This window comes from Corynebacterium sp. ACRPJ (assembly GCF_022347345.1).
In the GTDB taxonomy this organism is placed as follows: Bacteria; Actinomycetota; Actinomycetes; order Mycobacteriales; family Mycobacteriaceae; genus Corynebacterium; species Corynebacterium tuberculostearicum_D.
In genome coordinates this window covers 45,887-61,700 of the sequence record NZ_JAKRNC010000008.1, presented here as the reverse complement: position 1 = coordinate 61,700, position 15,814 = coordinate 45,887, and the positions used below count along the sequence as shown (strand labels likewise).

The window sequence follows — 15,814 nt, the reverse complement described above, 5'->3', positions numbered from 1 at the left end:
CATGGCAGACCGCATCGAGCTCACCGGCCTAGAATGCTTTGGCTACCACGGCGTCTTCGAGGAAGAAAAGCGTACGGGCCAGCCTTTCATCGTGGATATCACCTGCTGGTCCGAGTTCGCCGAGGCCGCCGCCACAGATGATCTGACCAAGACCATCAATTACACCGAGCTTGCCGACGTCGCCGCGAAAATCATCGAAGGCCCCGCCCGCGACCTCATCGAGACCGTCGCCACCGAGGTGGCCGATACCATCATGGACACCTTCGAGGGTCTGCATGCCGTGGAGGTCACCCTGCACAAGCCGCAGGCGCCGATTCCGCGCACTTTTGCCGACGTCGCCGTGGTCGCCCGCCGCTCCCGCAAGCACGCGAGGACCCTCTAATGCGCGCGGTGCTGTCCATCGGCTCCAATATGGATGACCGCGTGGAGCTTTTGCGCACGGTATTCGACGAGTTTGCCGGCGAGATCGTTGCCGCCTCGCCCGTCTATGCCACCCCGCCGTGGGGCGTGACGGACCAGGACGAATTCCTCAACGCGGTGCTCATCGTGGATGTCGAGGAGACCCCGAAGGAACTGCTGCGCCGCGGGCAGAAGCTTGAAGAGGCCGCCGAGCGGGTGCGCGTGCGCCACTGGGGACCGCGCACGCTGGATGTGGACATCGTCGACATCGAGGGCTATACCTCCGACGACCCGGAGCTTATCGTCCCGCATCCTTATGCCCACGAGCGCGCCTTCGTGCTGATTCCGTGGTTGGCGGCCGATGCTGGTGCTAGGTTGAGTGGGGAGGGCGTCGCCAAGCGGGTAGCAGCACTCGACCCGCAGGAGCGCGCCGATATTCGCCGGCTGGGCATGATGGAGGAGCTATGACACGGACCTCGCTGGGTGCCCTCATCGGCACCGGGGTCTTCTTTGCCGCCGCGGCGGCCATCCTCACCACGCGCTTTTATGGCTCCATGCTGCAAATCCCGGTAACGGTCTCCGCCACGCTGTGGCTCATGGCCGTCATCTGTGTGGCGCTGACCTGGAAGGTGGATCAAGCCACCGAGGACGAGCATGGCATCGGCCTGGATAATTCGCAGCTCAACCCCATGACCATCACGCAGTTCATGCTGGTAGGAAAGGCCTCGGCATGGACGGGTGCCATCGTGGGTGGCATTTATGCCGGCATTGCTGTCTACGTCATTCCCAACGCCGGTACGCTCACCGCGGCCTCTGATGACCTCGTGGGCGTCATTGCCTCCGCGCTTGGTGGCCTCGCGATGGCCGCCGCTGGCCTGCGGCTAGAACGACACTGCGAGACCCCGCCCCCACCAGATGGGGTACAAGCGGTACATTAGTGAGCATGACTGAGCCGCGCTCTTCTTCTAGCAAAACTCCCGCCAAGACGACCAAGCCGGATCTGGGCCAGATCGGGCTCATCGTCCTCGTGGTGCTGGCCGTTGTAGCCAGCATCGTCATGCTGATTTCCGGCTCTGCCGCAGCCCTTAAGATTGCGCTCATCGCCGCTTTGTGGGCCGCCGTGCTTGGCTTCTTCCTGGTGATGCGCTACCGCCGCCAGGCCGAGGAATCCGTGACCAAGCTGGAGCTGCAGGAGCGCGCTCACCGCGCCGAGCTTAAGCAGGCCCGCACCGCCGACGGCCAGCCCCTGCCGGATCAGGAATTGCTCGATGAGATCCGCACCGAGTTGGCTTCCATCCGCAAGCAGATTGAGGATCTTTCCGGCCAGGACTTCACCTATGAACCGGCCGCCCTGCACGCCGAGGCGCGCCGCATCATGCAGCTCGAGGCCCAGACCGCGGCCGCTACTCGCCCTGGCTCTGAGGAAGGCAATGTGGACTTCACCCAGTCCTCCTCCGGCGCCCCGTCCGCCGATGCCATCGCCGGCCGATTGGGCAATCAGCCGTCCGCGGCGCACGCCGAGTCCAACCCGCTCAATGACATCATCAGCGAAAAGACTCGTGCGCAGCGCACCTCCGGCAAGACTTCTGGTGCCTCCACCTTCAATACTGGTGGCTTCCAAGCCGTGCGCTGGGATACCGGCGGCGATGATTCCCTGAAGAACACCCGCACGTCCGCGGCCAGCGAGCACCACGGCAGCCACCGCAAGCCAGAGGCTGCCACCAAGGCCAACGATGAGACCCAGGACATTCCGCAGCAGCCGACGCCCCAGCGCGATGAACGCGCGGAGTACCCGGGCTCCGGTCAGCACGTGGCTCCAGAAAAGTCCGAGCCGGTGCGCCAGAAGGCAGCCCGCTCCCATCACCGCGCAGCCGCCGAAGAACCCGATTCCCGTGGCCGCCGCCGCAGCGACGATAAGCGCGAAGGCGCGGTCTCCGTGGCCGAGCTGCTGGCCCAGGCGAAGAAGAAGGATAAATAAATGCGCCCGCCACGCATGCGGGTAGCCCTTTTTGGCCGGAGCCTGGCCGGATTTACCTTGGCCAATGCCATGGAACGCGCCGGCCATGAGGTGCAGATGCTCTCGGACCCGGCCGAACTTGCCTCTTTTGAGGCCCTCATCATCGCCGTGGGCGATGCCCGCTTAGAAGCCACCGTGGAACTTCTTGAACCCCACGTCCACCACGGGCTTATCGTGTTCCACACTTGCCTCTCGCGCGGTGTCCAAGTGCTAGATCCGCTAGAAACGCGCGGCTGTGTCGTTGCGGCACTCGCCCCATTTGCACTCATGCGCTGGGCCGTGACCACCCTGGACGAGCTGGGCGAGACTGTGGTGGAGCTCAATATCACCGAGTTCCGCGGCGAAGCCGTCGCGCTTTCCGATGCCGAACGTCCTTCCTTTGCCGCCCGTGCCTACTACGCCGAGATGCTGCGGCGCTTGCACATCTCTGCGGCGGTCGATGCTCGTTTCTTCCCCTCTGCAGAGGAAAAGCCCATGGTGGGTGAGGACATGGACACCGAAGAAATCATCGCCGCCTACCGCGGCGCCACCGACCCCGGCCTGCGCCGCAGCTACGTGGAGGTTGCCCGCCGCCTAGGCGAGGTAGACGGCCGCGAGGAGCTGGAAATGTGGGCCCTACAAGAGGAGAGCCGATGAGCCTAGAGCTGGGAAACGCCACCGTCATCAGCGAGATTGAGCGCATCCGTATGGTCGGCAGCGCCTTTCATAAGACTGGCCGCCCGGTGGCCTTCGTGCCCCTGACTACCGGCGTGCACGCCGGCCATATCGCGTTGGTGCGTGCGGCCAAGCACATTCGCGGCGCGGTTACCGTCGTGGCCCTGCAGTCCCCGCACGAGGAGGACCTTGAACTCCTGCGCGCCGAGGGCGTCGACATCGTGTGGGATTACTCGCCAGAAACCTTGTGGCCGCACGGCCGCCGCATCGCCGTGGCTCCGGCCGACGCCGCAACCGCCCTCGAGCCGGACCTCAGCGAAGATCTCTCGCTCTACCTTGCGCTCATCCTGACGCTTTCGCCTACCGACGTCCTCCTTGGTGAAAAGGACTACGAGCTCCTCCTCGCCATCCACCACGCGGTTCAAGACTTCCACCTGGGTGTCCGCGTGCAGGGCGTGCCCGCCGTACGCATGCCCGATGGCGTGGTGATGAGCCTGCGCAATACCAACGTCCCGGCCGAATCCCGTGACCAAGCCGCGGCCCTATCCGCCGCGCTGACCGCCGGCGCACATGCCGCCGAAGCCGGTGCGGAGAAGGTTCGCGAGGTTGCCGCGGAAGTCCTACGCGCAGCGGGCGTTGAGCCGGACTACCTCGAGGTGCGCGGCCGCGACCTCGGCACCCCTCCCGAGGAAGGTGACGCACGCTTGCTTGTCGCCGCGACCATCGGCGGCGTCCGCCTCATCGATAATGTGGGCCTGCCGCTGGGCATCGGCTTTAATAACATTGAAGAGTACGAAGCTAAGGCCGAGCTCGAGCGCGAGCAACAGCGCGCGCAGGGTACCGCTTCCCAGCAGCCATCGGAGGACTAATGACCGATATCCAGATCCGCGACTTAGACCCGCGCGATGAACCCCAGGCCATTTCCTTTGCCATTGAAGGCATGCATCTGCACTGGTTTGTGAAAAATCCCCGCTTCGAGCGCGCCTACGGTCGCTATTTTTGGGATTTAGAGCGCGCCAAGGCCACCGATATCTTGGCGGCTTACGATGGCGACCGCTTCCTCGGCGTGCTATTAGCCTCCATGAAAGGCAAGCCCGCGCTGCCATATCCGTGGTGGCGCAAGGCGTTTGTTCATGCGGTGGAAATCTTCAATAACCTGCGCCCGGGCGGGCACCGCGATGACTACGATGCCGCCAATCAGGACATGCTGCTCAAGTACTTGGGTAAGCACCCCATTGATGGAGAAATCGGCTTCCTCGTCGCGGACCCCAATTCCGGCGTGAGCGGCGTGGGCACGGCGCTGCTCGAGGCCTTCGAAGCCCGCCACGCGGGAAAGAATGTCTACTTGTTTACCGATGACGGCTGCACGTATCAGTTCTATGACAGCCGCGGTTTCACCCAGGTGGGCGAGCGCACCATCGCGGTCAACGAGGACCGCGACTTGGAGTGCATGCTCTATGTGCGCCGCCTTGGCACGCCGCAGGCCTAGCGTGCCGCAGGCTTAGCGCGCCAACGCTCCCATCGGATCCCAGGCCGGCAGGGTAGTGACGGACTCGGATTGCAACGCCGCCTGGTACTGCTCCGGCAGGCGGGAGGGGTGCACGGCGATTTCGAAGACGAACTCGTCGAACCAATCATCGGCCATGGTCCAAAAGCCTTTATCGGCCTTCTTCGGGCCCCAGGAATTTTCCACGCGCCAGCGATTGACGGTGCCATCGTCTGCGATATCGGCGCCGGTAAAGACCATCGCATGGGTCATGAGGGACTCGTGCAGGCGCAAACGCTGCGCCTTGTCCAGATCCATCTCCACGCCGTAGAAGGCCTCATAATCGTGCAGGTGCTTGGCCCACACGCCGTGCTCATCATCGGATTGCTGGTCGGTATCGCAGCCGAACCAGACGGGCTGACCGTCCTCGATGGAGGCCCGCGCGGCATCGCGCAGCACCTCTACCGGCGCGTTCAAATAGGTCACGCGCTTTCCGGCCACGTTGCCCAAATACTCCACGGTGTAGAGCTCGCCATAGGCGTTGCGCGGGTCGTTGACCACGCACACGTACTCGCCTAGGTCCGCCGGCAGGTATTCCCGGGCAAACTCCTGCGGGGTATAGGTGCCCGCGCGGTGGAACTCATCGTCCTTATCGCGGTACTGCCACACAAAGTCCTCGGGCGGCAGGCCAAGGTTGGCGGTGAGGATCCGGTAGACGTCGGCAAGCGCCTGCTCATGCGCGCTCTCTTCGCCGCTGCGGATGCGGTGGGCGGCGCGGCGCAGCACGGTCTGCAGGTTGCGGTTAAGCATCGCCGTGGCCTCGGAAGACGCGGTCTCCGGCATGGCGTATTGCGGCACCACGCCGTACTTTTCCACCAGGGCGACGAACATGGACCATTGGCCGCCGTCATCGATGGGATCATCCATGAGCTTGGTCACCGTGCGGTCCGTAATCTCGCGGTCTTTGAGCTCAGCCATGGCGGTAAGGAACCAATTGGCCTTCTCCAGCTTGTCAAAGAAGTAAATATAGGTCTGGGAGAGCTCAAAATCCTTGAGCTTGGCTTTGTCCATTAGCCCGCCGCGCAGGGAATTGAGGCCGGCAAAAATCCAGCAGCGGCCCGATGCCTTCTGGTCGGCTACGCCCCAGGAATCTAGCTTATAGCTGGTTACCGGGGTAAGGCTGCGCAGTTGTTCATGGTCGAGGCTGAGCTTGTCGACGCCCTCCTGAGCCACCCCATTGCGCACCAGGCGCAGCGCGGCATCGCCGGTGAGCTCGGCAGTGGCGGCATGAACCTCGTTCGGTTTAATCTCTGTCATTTCTCGATTCTCCTTAGTTCATCCGGTCCCAGAGGGGAAGCTCAATCGGTTCGGTGGCAAGGGCCTGGGCAAGCGTGTCGCTCAGGTGCTCCTTGCGCACGGCGATGTGGAAGACGTTCTGGTCAAACCAGGCATCGGCCATCGTGGCAAAGCCCTTGCCGGGCACATCCTCACCATCGTCCTTGCGCGGCGGCTTAGAACCCCAGGAATTTTCCACGCGCCAGGCGCGGTCACCATCGACGCCGGTGAGCACCATCGCGTGGGTGGGCGCGGTCTCGCCAGAGGTAAAACGCTCCTCCTTGCTCATGGAGGAATCGATGCCGTAAAGGCCATCGGTATCTACCAATCCCTCGTCCCATACGCCGTTGAGGAAGGAGAACTGGCGGTTGACATCGCAGCTAAACCACACCGGCTCGCCGGCCGCCAGGCTGCGCTTGGCAGTGTCCTTCAGCTCGGCCGCGCTGACGTTGAGGTACTCCTGCGGTGCGCCGCCCAGCACATTGGTCTCCGCGGCGCTGCTAAAGACGCGATGCCTGGGGTTGGTGGAGCGGGGGTCATCGGCCAGCACCACGTACTCGTCCAGGCGCGGCAGGTACTTATCCGCAAACTCGCGCGGGGTGGAGTGCAGGCGCACGAATTGCTCGTCCTTGGTGCGATACGCCCAGGTAAATTCCTCCGGCGGGGTGCCCAGGTGGATGGCCAGGATACGGTGGATATCCTTGCGCGCCTGGGCGAGGATGTCTTCGCGCGGGCCGTCCTGTGCGGCAGCGCGGCGCACCACCGTGGCGAGGTCGCGGTTCATCTCCGCGGTATTTCCAGACGAGCGCACCTCCGGCATGACCTCAGCAGGCACGGCGCCGTACTTGGCTACGAGGTTGCTAAAGAAGCACCACCAGCCACCATCGGCCCCCGCGTGGTCCAGTACTGCGGCCACGGTGCGCTCATCCCAGCCGGAGTCCCTCTTGTCCAGCAGCTGGTTGAGCACCAGATTGGCGCGCTCCAGCTTGTCAAAGTACTGCAGGTAGGTGAAGGAAAACTCGAAGTTATCTACATTGAGCTCCTTGGCCGCGCGGTGGCGGAAGACGTTCAGCGCCGCGAACATCCAGCAGCGGCCTGAGCGCTGTTGGTCCGATACGCCCAAGCTATCCAGCTTGACCTCGGTGGTGGGGTAGAGCGCCGTAATGCGGTCGCGGTCTAGGGCCGCCTTGGCCGCCCCGACGTTGGTGATGGCGTTGCGCGCGATGCGCAGCCGGGAATCGGCCGCAGCCTCCTCGCGCAAGTGGGATAGGTATTCGTTGGTGAGCAAAGTCATAGTTTCGGTTTTAGCAGACCCAAGCCCACAGCTGCGCGGGCGGGTGGAGCTAGAGGTAGGCCGCCAGCTTGCCGACGGCCCCCGGAGTCCCCACTTCCTCCGGCAGCCACGGAACCTCGCGCACCGGGGTATCCGGCAGCTGGGCGCGCAGGAGTGCGAGTGCCTCATCCTCGGCGGCGCGCCGGGCGGCAAGGAACTCGCCGTGGTTCTCCGGGGTGCGCCGGTTAACCAGCATGGAACCCACCCGCACACCGTTGCTCGTGAGGTCCGCGTGAAACTCGGCAGATTCCAGCACGGGCAGGCGCTCGGCAGTGAGCGCAATGTGGAACACGGTGCGCGGGGAGGTAAGCGCGGTGCGCAGCTGTGCAAAGCGCTCGCGGCGCTGGAAAAGCGTGGCGCGAATTTCCTGATTGCGCCGGTCCACCGGGTCATTATCCGCGCCGCTTCCTTGCGACATTCCGCGCACCAGTGAGCCGAATTTATCGGATTTCTCGCGCCGGGAGAGCAATCCGTCGGTATAGGCGGCCATGATTTCCGGCAGGGCCATCAGCCGCGAAGTGTGCCCAGAGGGGGCGGTATCGAAGATGAGGTAGTCGAAGTCCGACTCCTCCACGACCAGCGCCGCGATGCGCTCCAATAGCGCCGCCTCCTGTGTGCCGGGCGATTGCCGGGCTAGATCGAGGTGCTTCTTCACCTCGCCATGGAGGTGTTCGGGCATAAAGCGGCGCATCGAATTCCCTACCTGCGCCAGGTGCTGCTCGGTCGCGCGCGCAGGGTTGATCTCGATGGCGGACAGGGTAGGGGTGAGGTCTACGGCGGCGTCACCAAGCGAGGCACCAAAAATATGCCCCAGGTTATGCGCCGGGTCCGTGGACACCAGGCAGACGCGATGCTCACGGGACAGGCGCAGCGCGGTAGCGGTGGCCAGGGTGGTTTTTCCCACCCCGCCCTTGCCGCCAAAGAACATGATGGGTGCGGTCTCTAGCAACATTGAATATTCTCCAGCGGGGATCTATCCATTCCCATGCGGGTATGCCAGGCGTGGAAATCCTCATAGACCAACGGCAAAAGCTCCAGGGTGTAGTAGCTGGCTGGGTTGGGGATGCCGAGCGCTTCCGAGGCAACCAGCATCAAGAAGAGATCGTCTTCTTGCTGCTGGGCTTTGGCAAAGCTGGCGCGATACGGGGCCTGGTAGTACTCATTGAGCCCGGCCGCAAGTGCCTTAAGCTTGTCGAGCATGCTCGGGCAGCGGGGCGTCAAGGTCATCATCGGACCACTCCAGCGGGGTCTCCTTGCGGGCGCGGGAAATGGCGCCGACGGCCTCCACAATGACCCAGATGGCGGCAACTACGATGATGACGTCCATGCAGAATAGCAGCCAGTTCTGGCTGGTAAAGAGGGACTTCAGCTGGAGCAGCGCGGCCCACAGTGACATGGCGGTAACGAAGATGAGCGGGATGACCACCGGCCACGTTGGGCGGCGCAGGTGGGTCAGGATGACCACCACGATGGCCAAGGAAAGGCCCGCCATGAGCTGGTTGGTGGTGCCGAATAGCGGCCAGATGGTCATGCCGCCGGATCCATCCGCACCGGCGGAGAAGGTCAGGCCGAAGGCCAGGCCCACCGCGATGACGGTGGCGGCCAAGGCCTTGATGCGCACACCCATGATCTCGCCAATTTCTTGCACCACGAGGCGCTGCAGGCGCACGCCCGAGTCCATGGTGGTGGCGGCGAAGAGGACGGCCATGGTGGCCAAGATGGTGCCGGAGAGGGAGGTGGGAATCCCCATGCCCTCATTCATGAGCGCGCCGCCGCCTTGTACGAAGGCCTCCACGCCGCCGGCATTCCATTCGGAGTAGATCTCTTCCCACTGCTGCAGGGACTTAAAGCCCGCGGTGGTGGCGATGATGGTGCCCAGCGCGAGCAGGCCCTCGCCCACGGCGCCGAAGTACCCCACAAAGCGCACGTCAGTTTCCTTATCCACCTGCTTGGACGAGGTGCCGGAGGCCACCACGCCGTGGAAGCCGGAAATAGCGCCGCAGGCGATGGTGACAAAGAGCAGCGGGAAAATGCCCGGGGTGCCGTCCGGTACGTTGTCGCGCAGTGCCGGTGCGGCCAGCGAAGGGCGGGTAATGAGGAAGGATCCGTACAAGATGGCTAGGCCCACAAAGAGCTGGAGGCCGTTGATGTAGTCGCGCGGCTGCAGCAGCACCCATACCGGCAGCATCGAAGCGATGAAGGCGTAGATGAATAACAAGATGATCCACACGCCGTTGGCGGGGATGCCCAGGACCGTATCTGGTAGGACCACAGGCACGCGGTCACCGATGATCATCAACGTGTAGAGCGCGACAACGCCCACGATGGAGACCAGCGGCAGGTTCCAGTTCAGGCGGTAGATGGCCTGGCCGATAAGCAGTGCGACGACGATGGCGCCCCATGTGGGGATTACGGCCGTAGGAGTTGAGACCAGCAGGTTCGAAATGACCACGGCGAAGGCCGCATTCACCATCAACAGCAGCAGGAAGATGACGATGAGGAAGAGGTTGCGCCCGCGCTTGCCAATGTAGCGCCCAGACAAAGTGCCGATGGACTGGCCCTTGTGGCGCTGCGACGCCCACAGTGCACCCAAATCGTGCATGCCGGCAAAGAAGACGGTGCCGAGGGTGACCCAGAGAAACGCCGGAACCCAGCCCCAGATGACGGCTACGGCCGGACCAATGATGGGCGCGGCGCCCGCCACGGAAGTGAAGTGGTGGCCCCACAGGACGTATTTATTGGTGGGCACAAAGTCCACGCCGTCTTCCATGGTGTGGGCCGGGGTGGAGTAGTTCGGGGATAGCCGGAAAATGCCCTTTCCTAGGAACTTGGAATAGAGCAGATAGCCGGCGCCCATCATCGCAATGCCGATGATGGCGAGGACTAGAGAGTTCATGGTGTGCGTCTCCTCATGGGCAGTTGGGTGGCGTGTCTCACATGTGCGGATAGTATGCCACAACTCACATAGGTATTAGCCCGTGGGGGAGACCGGCGGGTGGATTTATATTTAGAACGCGCAGGCGGCGCAGTACCTCATGCTGCCGGCAGGGAAAACAACAGCGCGGCCCCAGTTCCAGCGGAGGAACGAGGGCCGCGCGGTGGGTGCTTAAACCAGGTGGTGCTTACTTCTTATCGACGCCGATGTTGCCGTCCTTCTTCCACACCACAACCACTGCTGGGCGAGGGGTGGACTTGCCACCGTCAGGCCAGTGGGAGGTTTGCTTTTCAAAGGTAGCGTCATCGGTTTCACCTGGGTGCTGAACGTTAACCATCACGCGCTCATCGGTGACGATGGGGCCGCAGGTCTCAGCACCTGCCGGGACCGTCAGGAAGCACTTGAGCTCGCCGCGGGTATCGCCTTCAGTGGTCACGGCGTAGAGGCCATCGTTGGACTCAAGGGCGTTGCCGTCGGTGGAGATCCATAGGTTACCGTGGCTATCAAAGGCCAGGTTATCCGGGCAGGAAATCGGGGATACCTTCTCCTTATCAAAGCCGCCGAAGTAGGTATTGGCCTCCTTCGGATCACCACAGACCAGGAAGAGGTTCCAGGTGAACTTCTCGCCAGCGTGGTCATCTTCAATCTCCATGACCAGGCCGTTCTTGTTCTCCTTGATAGGAGCCCACTCCATCGGCTCTTCCTTGTTCTTCTTGGCGTTCTCTCCGGTAGCGCCGCGGTATTTATTGTTGGTCAGGGCGACGTAGACCTTCTCGGAGTCTGGGTGAACCTGCATATCCTCAGGACGGTCCATCTTGGTGGCGCCCACCTTATCGGCGGCCTCACGGGTGTAGACGGCAACCTCTTCGGCAGACATGCCATCAACGTGGGACTCGAACTTATTGTTCTCGGTATCAGAGGTCAGCAGCTTGACCCACTCGCCCTTGCCGTCGAAGGAGCCGTCCTCTGGCAAAACGCCAGAGCCATCGATTTCATCCTCGGGGGAGTTGCCCTCCAGCTTGGCCACGTACAGGGTGCCGTGATCCAAGATGCTGAGGTTGTGCTCGATATTGCCCTCTTCGTACTTCTTGGTGGAGACGAACTTGTAGATGTACTCAAACCGGGAGTCATCGCCGGAGTAGCACACCACGGTGCCATCGGAGGCGATGTGGACGTTGCCGGCCTCGTGCTTGAATCGGCCCAGAGCGGTGTGCTTGACCGGGGTGGACTTAGGATCTAGCGGGTTAATCTCAACCAACCAGCCGAAGCGGTTAGGCTCGTTCGGCTCCTTGGAGACGTCGAAACGCTTATCAAAGCGCTCCCATTTGCGCTGGGTCTCGCCATCTTCCAAGCCGAAGCGCTCCAGGGACTCCTGTGCCTTCTTGTCATCCAGCTTGGCGTGTGCAAAGTACTGGTCAAAGTTCTCTTCGCCAGAGAGCATGGTGTTCCACGGGGTGATACCGCCGGAGCAGTTAGCCAGGGTGCCCTTGACCTTCTTGCCTGTCTTATCGGCGGAAGTCTTTACAAACTCGGAACCGGCAGCCGGACCTACCAAGGTGAATTCGGTAGTAGCGGTAATGCGGCGGTTGAGTGGACCAAACTCGCGCTTGAGTTCACCGGTATCGCCTACCTTGGACACCTCCACGATGGAGTGGCCGTGGCCAGCCCAGCCAATCTTGGCCTGCTCTTCGGTGGGGTTATCCGCATCGTAGTTAGGGAACATCTGCGGTTCGGTGGTGTACTCGTGGGAGCAGACGTAGATAAGGCGGTTGTCGTCGTCCGGGTGCTCGATGAGGCCGGCGAAGTCATTGTTGAAGCCGAATTGCTTCTCGGCTGCCTCGGCGGTCTGGTTCTTGTCATCGAATTCCGGCGCGTCCTCAAATAGCGGGTCGCCCCAGGCAATGAGGACGGACTGCTCGTAGCCATCCGGGATGACCACTTCGTCCTTCTCGTTTGGCTGTACTGGGTCGAACTTCATGCCTTCTGCGGAGGTGAGCTCAATGTTCGCCTCAGAGGTTTTGCCGCCCTTGCCCTCGGAGGAAGAAGCCTCATTAGACGCATCATCCGGGTTGGAGCAGGCCGCCAAAGCAGCGCCGCCGCCAACGGTTACGACCGATAGGCTGCCCGCACGCAGCGCGGTACGGCGGGAGAACTGGTCAGCAAAGTACGGGTTATTGGACTTGTTCTCGCACTCGCCAAAGCAAGCATTACCGCACTTGTAGGTGCAGGTCAGGCTGGAACGAGAGGAGGCAAAGAGACTAGAGAGAAGGTTGCGGCCTTTAAGTGCCATAGTTACTGCTCCAAATGGGTTGAAAATATTGTTTAGACACGGGGACAGCCATATATATAAGGGGATCTCAGTAACTGTGCGTTGGCGCGGAGGTGACGGTGAAGTGAATTATGCGTAAATCTTTTCCGGGGTGAGGGTGGCATGGGCTAAATCGCGTGCTGCGGTGGGGATCGACTACCCTAGGCTAACGTGAGCGAGCAGAAGAATAATGAAGTAAACGATGTCCCTGAGCAGCTGCGCATCCGCCGCGAGAAGCGCGATCGCCTGCTGGAATCCGGCGTAGAGGCCTACCCGGTCACCGTTGAGCGCACCATCTCTTTGAAGGATTTGCGCCACGATTTCCGCGTAGTGGCCGAGGGCGAAGAGCCGGGCACGGAAGAAGGCGTGACCTACCTGGCCCCAGGCGAGGAAACCGAGGTAACCCACGCCATTGCCGGCCGCCTTATCTTTATGCGCAATACCGGCAAGCTATGCTTTGCCACCCTGCAAGATGGTGACGGCACCCAGGTGCAGGCCATGCTTTCTTTGGCCGAGGTAGGCAAGGAGCGCCTCGACGCGTGGAAGTCCGATGTTGACTTGGGCGATTTCATCTCCGTGCGCGGCCGTGTGATTTCCTCCCGCCGCGGCGAGCTGTCCATCATGGTTTCCGAGTGGACCATGGCCGCTAAGTCTCTGCGCCCGCTGCCGGTGTCTTTCGCCGATATGGCAGAAGATACCCGTGTGCGCCAGCGCTATAACGACCTCATTATCCGTGAAGAGGCCCGCAAGAACGCCATGATCCGCGTGAAGGTCATGCGCGCGCTGCGTAACTACCTGGAAAGCCAGGATTTCGTTGAAATCGAGACCCCGATGTTGCAGACCCTGCACGGTGGCGCGGCCGCTCGCCCGTTTATCACCCACTCCAATGCGTTGGATATTGACCTCTACCTGCGCATTGCGCCGGAGCTGTACTTGAAGCGTGCCGTCGTCGGCGGCATTGACCGCGTCTTCGAAATCAACCGCAACTTCCGCAATGAGGGCGTTGATCGCTCCCACTCGCCGGAGTTCGCCATGCTGGAGACCTATGCTGCATGGGGCGACTACGACGATTGCGCCCGCATGACGCGCGAGTCCATCCAGGCCGTAGCGCGCGACGTCTTTGGTTCCACCACCGTCACCCTGGCGGATGGCACCGAGTTCGACTTCGGCGGCGAAGAGTGGCCCGAAATCGAGATGTACCCCTCCCTCAATGAGGCCCTGCAGCGCAAGTTCCCGGGCCAGCCGGAGGTCACCATCGATACCGACGTCGAGACGCTCAAGGGCATTGCAGACGTCATTGGCCTTGACGTCCCCAAGGACGGCGGCTGGGGCCACGGCAAGCTGGTGGAGGAAATCTGGGAGGTCCTGTGCGAGGACCAGCTGGAAGGCCCCATCTTTGTCAAGAACTTCCCGGTTGAGACCTCCCCGCTGACCCGTCAGCACCGTTCCAAGCCGGGCGTGACCGAGAAGTGGGATCTCTACGTCCGCGGCTTCGAGTTGGCAACCGGCTACTCCGAGCTGGTGGACCCGGTTATCCAGCGTGAGCGCTTTGAGGATCAGGCTCGCCTGGCCGCCGGCGGCGATGACGAGGCCATGGTGCTGGACGAGGACTTCCTTGCCGCTATGGAACAGGGCATGCCGCCTACGGCCGGCACCGGCATGGGCATGGACCGTCTGTTGATGGCCCTGACCGGCCTGGGCATCCGCGAAACCGTGCTCTTCCCACTGGTTAAGCCAGAGCAGAAGTAGCCGCCCAGCGGCCAATCGCTAGCCGTCAGCCCGCGTGGCTGGCGGCTTTTGCCGTGCCTGGGCTAGTGCGAAAGTGGCCCGGCGGATTTATCGCCACGCAGGCGCTTGATTATGTTCTCGGCCGAAATCAGGCACATCGGCACGCCCACGCCTGGCACGGTGGTGGCACCCGCGTAGTAGAGCCCGCCGACCTTGCGCGAGGCGTTGCGCCCGCGCAAGAACGCCGATTGCCGCAGCGTGTGCGCGGGCCCAATAGAACCGGCCGACCAAGCATGGTAGCGCTCGGCAAAGTCGGCCGGGCCGAGCGTGCGCTTGACGACGACCCTGTCTACCAAATCCGGCACCCCGGCCGTGGCTGCGATGTGGTTGAGGGCGGCGTCGGCAATCGCGGCAACGCGCTCGGATGCCTCTGCGTGGTAGGCGTTGCCGAACCCGGGTGCCTCCGCGGCCGGCACCGGCACCAGAATGAAGAGGTTTTCGTGGCCCGCGGGCGCTACGTTCGGGTCGGTGGCCGAGGTCTTGGACACGTAGATGGACTCCGAGGCGCCCAACGGCCGGGAGGGCTCCGGCCCGGAATAGACGGCGCGGAAATCCAGATCCCAATCCTGGCTAAAAAGCAGCGTATGGTGCGCTAGTTCTGGCAGCTCGCCTTTCACCCCGGCCAAAACGAGCACGGTGCCTAAGCCCGGATTGCGCCGGCCCCAGTAGCGCTCCGGATAGGTGCGCAGCTGGGGTGGTAAAAGCTGGGTCTCGGTGTGGTGCACGTCCGCCGCCGAGACCACGATATCGGCGTGGATGGCGCCCTTATTCGTGCGCACGCCCGTGACCTGCCGGTTGGCGACCTTGATGGAGGTCACCTCCTCGCCCAAGCGGAAGGTGGCGCCAAACTTCTGAGCCTGCCGGTAGATGGCCTGGACCACGGCCGCGAAGCCACCCTGCGGGTAGCGCACGCCCTCCACTAGGTCGGTGTGGCTCATCAAGGAATACAGTGCCGGGGCGGCCGCCGGCTCGGAGGACAAAAAGACCGCCGGGTAGCTCAAGATTTGGCGCAGGCGAGCATCAGAAAACGTTCGGCCCACGTACTGCTTTAGGTTCACCGAAAGCAGAGCCACCAGGCGGGACAACCGGGTGCGGATATCGCGGTGCACCAGGTTCAGCGGCGCGGAGAAGGTGGTGTAAAGGAAGTGCTTGAGCGCCATCTCATAGGTATCGCTGGCCTGCGCTAAGTATTCCCGGACTTTCTCGCCCGCGCCGGGCTCCAGCGACTCGAAGAGTGCGGCGACTTCCTCGGGGCCGGAGTGCACATCCACCGGCGCATCGCCATGAAAGACGCGGTAGGCGGGGGAGAGGTCCACCAAGTCCAGCTCCGCCTCGGTAGAGGTGCCACACAGCGCAAAGAAGTGATCGAAAGCCTCGGGCATGAGGTACCAGGACGGTCCGGTATCCCAGCGGAAGCCGGCCTCCGCAAAGCTGCCGGCGCGCCCTCCTACCTCATCCAGCGAGTCCACGACGGTGACCTCGTAGCCCTCGCGGCCGAGCAAAGCGGCGGTGGCGAGGCCGGCGATGCCGGCTCCAATGACGACGGCGTGCATGACGTT

General features: G+C 62.7%; 15 protein-coding genes. 8 read left to right on the top strand and 7 right to left on the bottom strand.

Going from position 1 to position 15,814, the window contains the following annotated elements:
* The first annotated feature begins 1 nt into the window (after position 1).
* Genes folB through MHY08_RS06915 form a run of 7 tightly spaced genes read left to right on the top strand, consistent with a single transcriptional unit; the run spans position 2 to position 4,559 of the window.
* A complete protein-coding gene (gene folB, locus MHY08_RS06945) occupies positions 2–382 on the top strand; it encodes a dihydroneopterin aldolase (protein ID WP_239236065.1) in 381 nt (126 codons plus the stop codon).
* Entirely contained in the window at positions 382–867 is a 486-nt protein-coding gene (gene folK / locus MHY08_RS06940; RefSeq protein WP_005325662.1) for a 2-amino-4-hydroxy-6-hydroxymethyldihydropteridine diphosphokinase, read from the top strand. The genes folB and folK overlap by 1 nt, the downstream gene beginning before the upstream one ends.
* Positions 864–1,337, top strand: a complete 474-nt coding sequence (locus MHY08_RS06935) for a DUF3180 domain-containing protein (protein ID WP_005325664.1) — start codon at positions 864–866, stop codon at positions 1,335–1,337. Before folK ends, MHY08_RS06935 begins: the two co-directional genes overlap by 4 nt.
* Before the next feature lie 5 nt (positions 1,338–1,342).
* The gene (locus MHY08_RS06930) at positions 1,343–2,377 is read left to right on the top strand and encodes a cytochrome P450 (protein WP_239236063.1); all 1,035 of its coding nucleotides are present in this window, start codon (positions 1,343–1,345) and stop codon (positions 2,375–2,377) included.
* Complete coding sequence (locus tag MHY08_RS06925; protein WP_239236061.1) at positions 2,378–3,052, top strand: hypothetical protein; 675 nt, start codon at positions 2,378–2,380, stop codon at positions 3,050–3,052. It begins immediately after the preceding gene.
* A complete protein-coding gene (locus MHY08_RS06920) occupies positions 3,049–3,939 on the top strand; it encodes a pantoate--beta-alanine ligase (protein WP_239228664.1) in 891 nt (296 codons plus the stop codon). Before MHY08_RS06925 ends, MHY08_RS06920 begins: the two co-directional genes overlap by 4 nt.
* Complete coding sequence (locus tag MHY08_RS06915) at positions 3,939–4,559, top strand: GNAT family N-acetyltransferase (protein WP_239236059.1); 621 nt, start codon at positions 3,939–3,941, stop codon at positions 4,557–4,559. The genes MHY08_RS06920 and MHY08_RS06915 overlap by 1 nt, the downstream gene beginning before the upstream one ends.
* A gap of 12 nt (positions 4,560–4,571) precedes the next feature.
* Here MHY08_RS06915 and MHY08_RS06910 read toward each other — a convergent pair whose 3' ends face one another.
* The 6 genes from MHY08_RS06910 to MHY08_RS06885 all read right to left on the bottom strand — a co-directional run bounded on the left by MHY08_RS06910 (position 4,572) and on the right by MHY08_RS06885 (position 12,449).
* The gene (locus MHY08_RS06910; protein ID WP_239236057.1) at positions 4,572–5,873 is read right to left on the bottom strand and encodes an aminopeptidase C; all 1,302 of its coding nucleotides are present in this window, start codon (positions 5,871–5,873) and stop codon (positions 4,572–4,574) included.
* 13 nt (positions 5,874–5,886) lie between these two features.
* On the bottom strand, positions 5,887–7,185 hold the full coding sequence (locus MHY08_RS06905; RefSeq protein WP_239236054.1) for an aminopeptidase C: 1,299 nt from the start codon (positions 7,183–7,185) through the stop codon (positions 5,887–5,889).
* A 49-nt stretch (positions 7,186–7,234) separates the two neighbouring features.
* The gene (locus MHY08_RS06900; protein WP_239236052.1) at positions 7,235–8,176 is read right to left on the bottom strand and encodes an ArsA family ATPase; all 942 of its coding nucleotides are present in this window, start codon (positions 8,174–8,176) and stop codon (positions 7,235–7,237) included.
* Positions 8,167–8,424, bottom strand: a complete 258-nt coding sequence (locus MHY08_RS06895; RefSeq protein ID WP_005329921.1) for a cory-CC-star protein — start codon at positions 8,422–8,424, stop codon at positions 8,167–8,169. Before MHY08_RS06895 ends, MHY08_RS06900 begins: the two co-directional genes overlap by 10 nt.
* Positions 8,408–10,120 (bottom strand): carbon starvation protein A, encoded by a 1,713-nt coding sequence (locus tag MHY08_RS06890; protein ID WP_239236051.1) that lies wholly within the window; start codon positions 10,118–10,120, stop codon positions 8,408–8,410. Before MHY08_RS06890 ends, MHY08_RS06895 begins: the two co-directional genes overlap by 17 nt.
* A gap of 226 nt (positions 10,121–10,346) precedes the next feature.
* Positions 10,347–12,449 (bottom strand): PhoX family phosphatase, encoded by a 2,103-nt coding sequence (locus MHY08_RS06885; protein WP_239236050.1) that lies wholly within the window; start codon positions 12,447–12,449, stop codon positions 10,347–10,349.
* Between the two features lie 189 nt (positions 12,450–12,638).
* Here MHY08_RS06885 and lysS point away from each other — a divergent pair, with 189 nt between their 5' ends.
* Positions 12,639–14,216, top strand: a complete 1,578-nt coding sequence (gene lysS / locus MHY08_RS06880) for a lysine--tRNA ligase (protein ID WP_005325682.1) — start codon at positions 12,639–12,641, stop codon at positions 14,214–14,216.
* Between the two features lie 62 nt (positions 14,217–14,278).
* On the opposite strand, the gene crtI is transcribed toward lysS, so the two are convergent.
* Entirely contained in the window at positions 14,279–15,808 is a 1,530-nt protein-coding gene (crtI, locus tag MHY08_RS06875) for a phytoene desaturase family protein (RefSeq protein WP_239236049.1), read from the bottom strand.
* Positions 15,809–15,814: the final 6 nt, after the last annotated feature.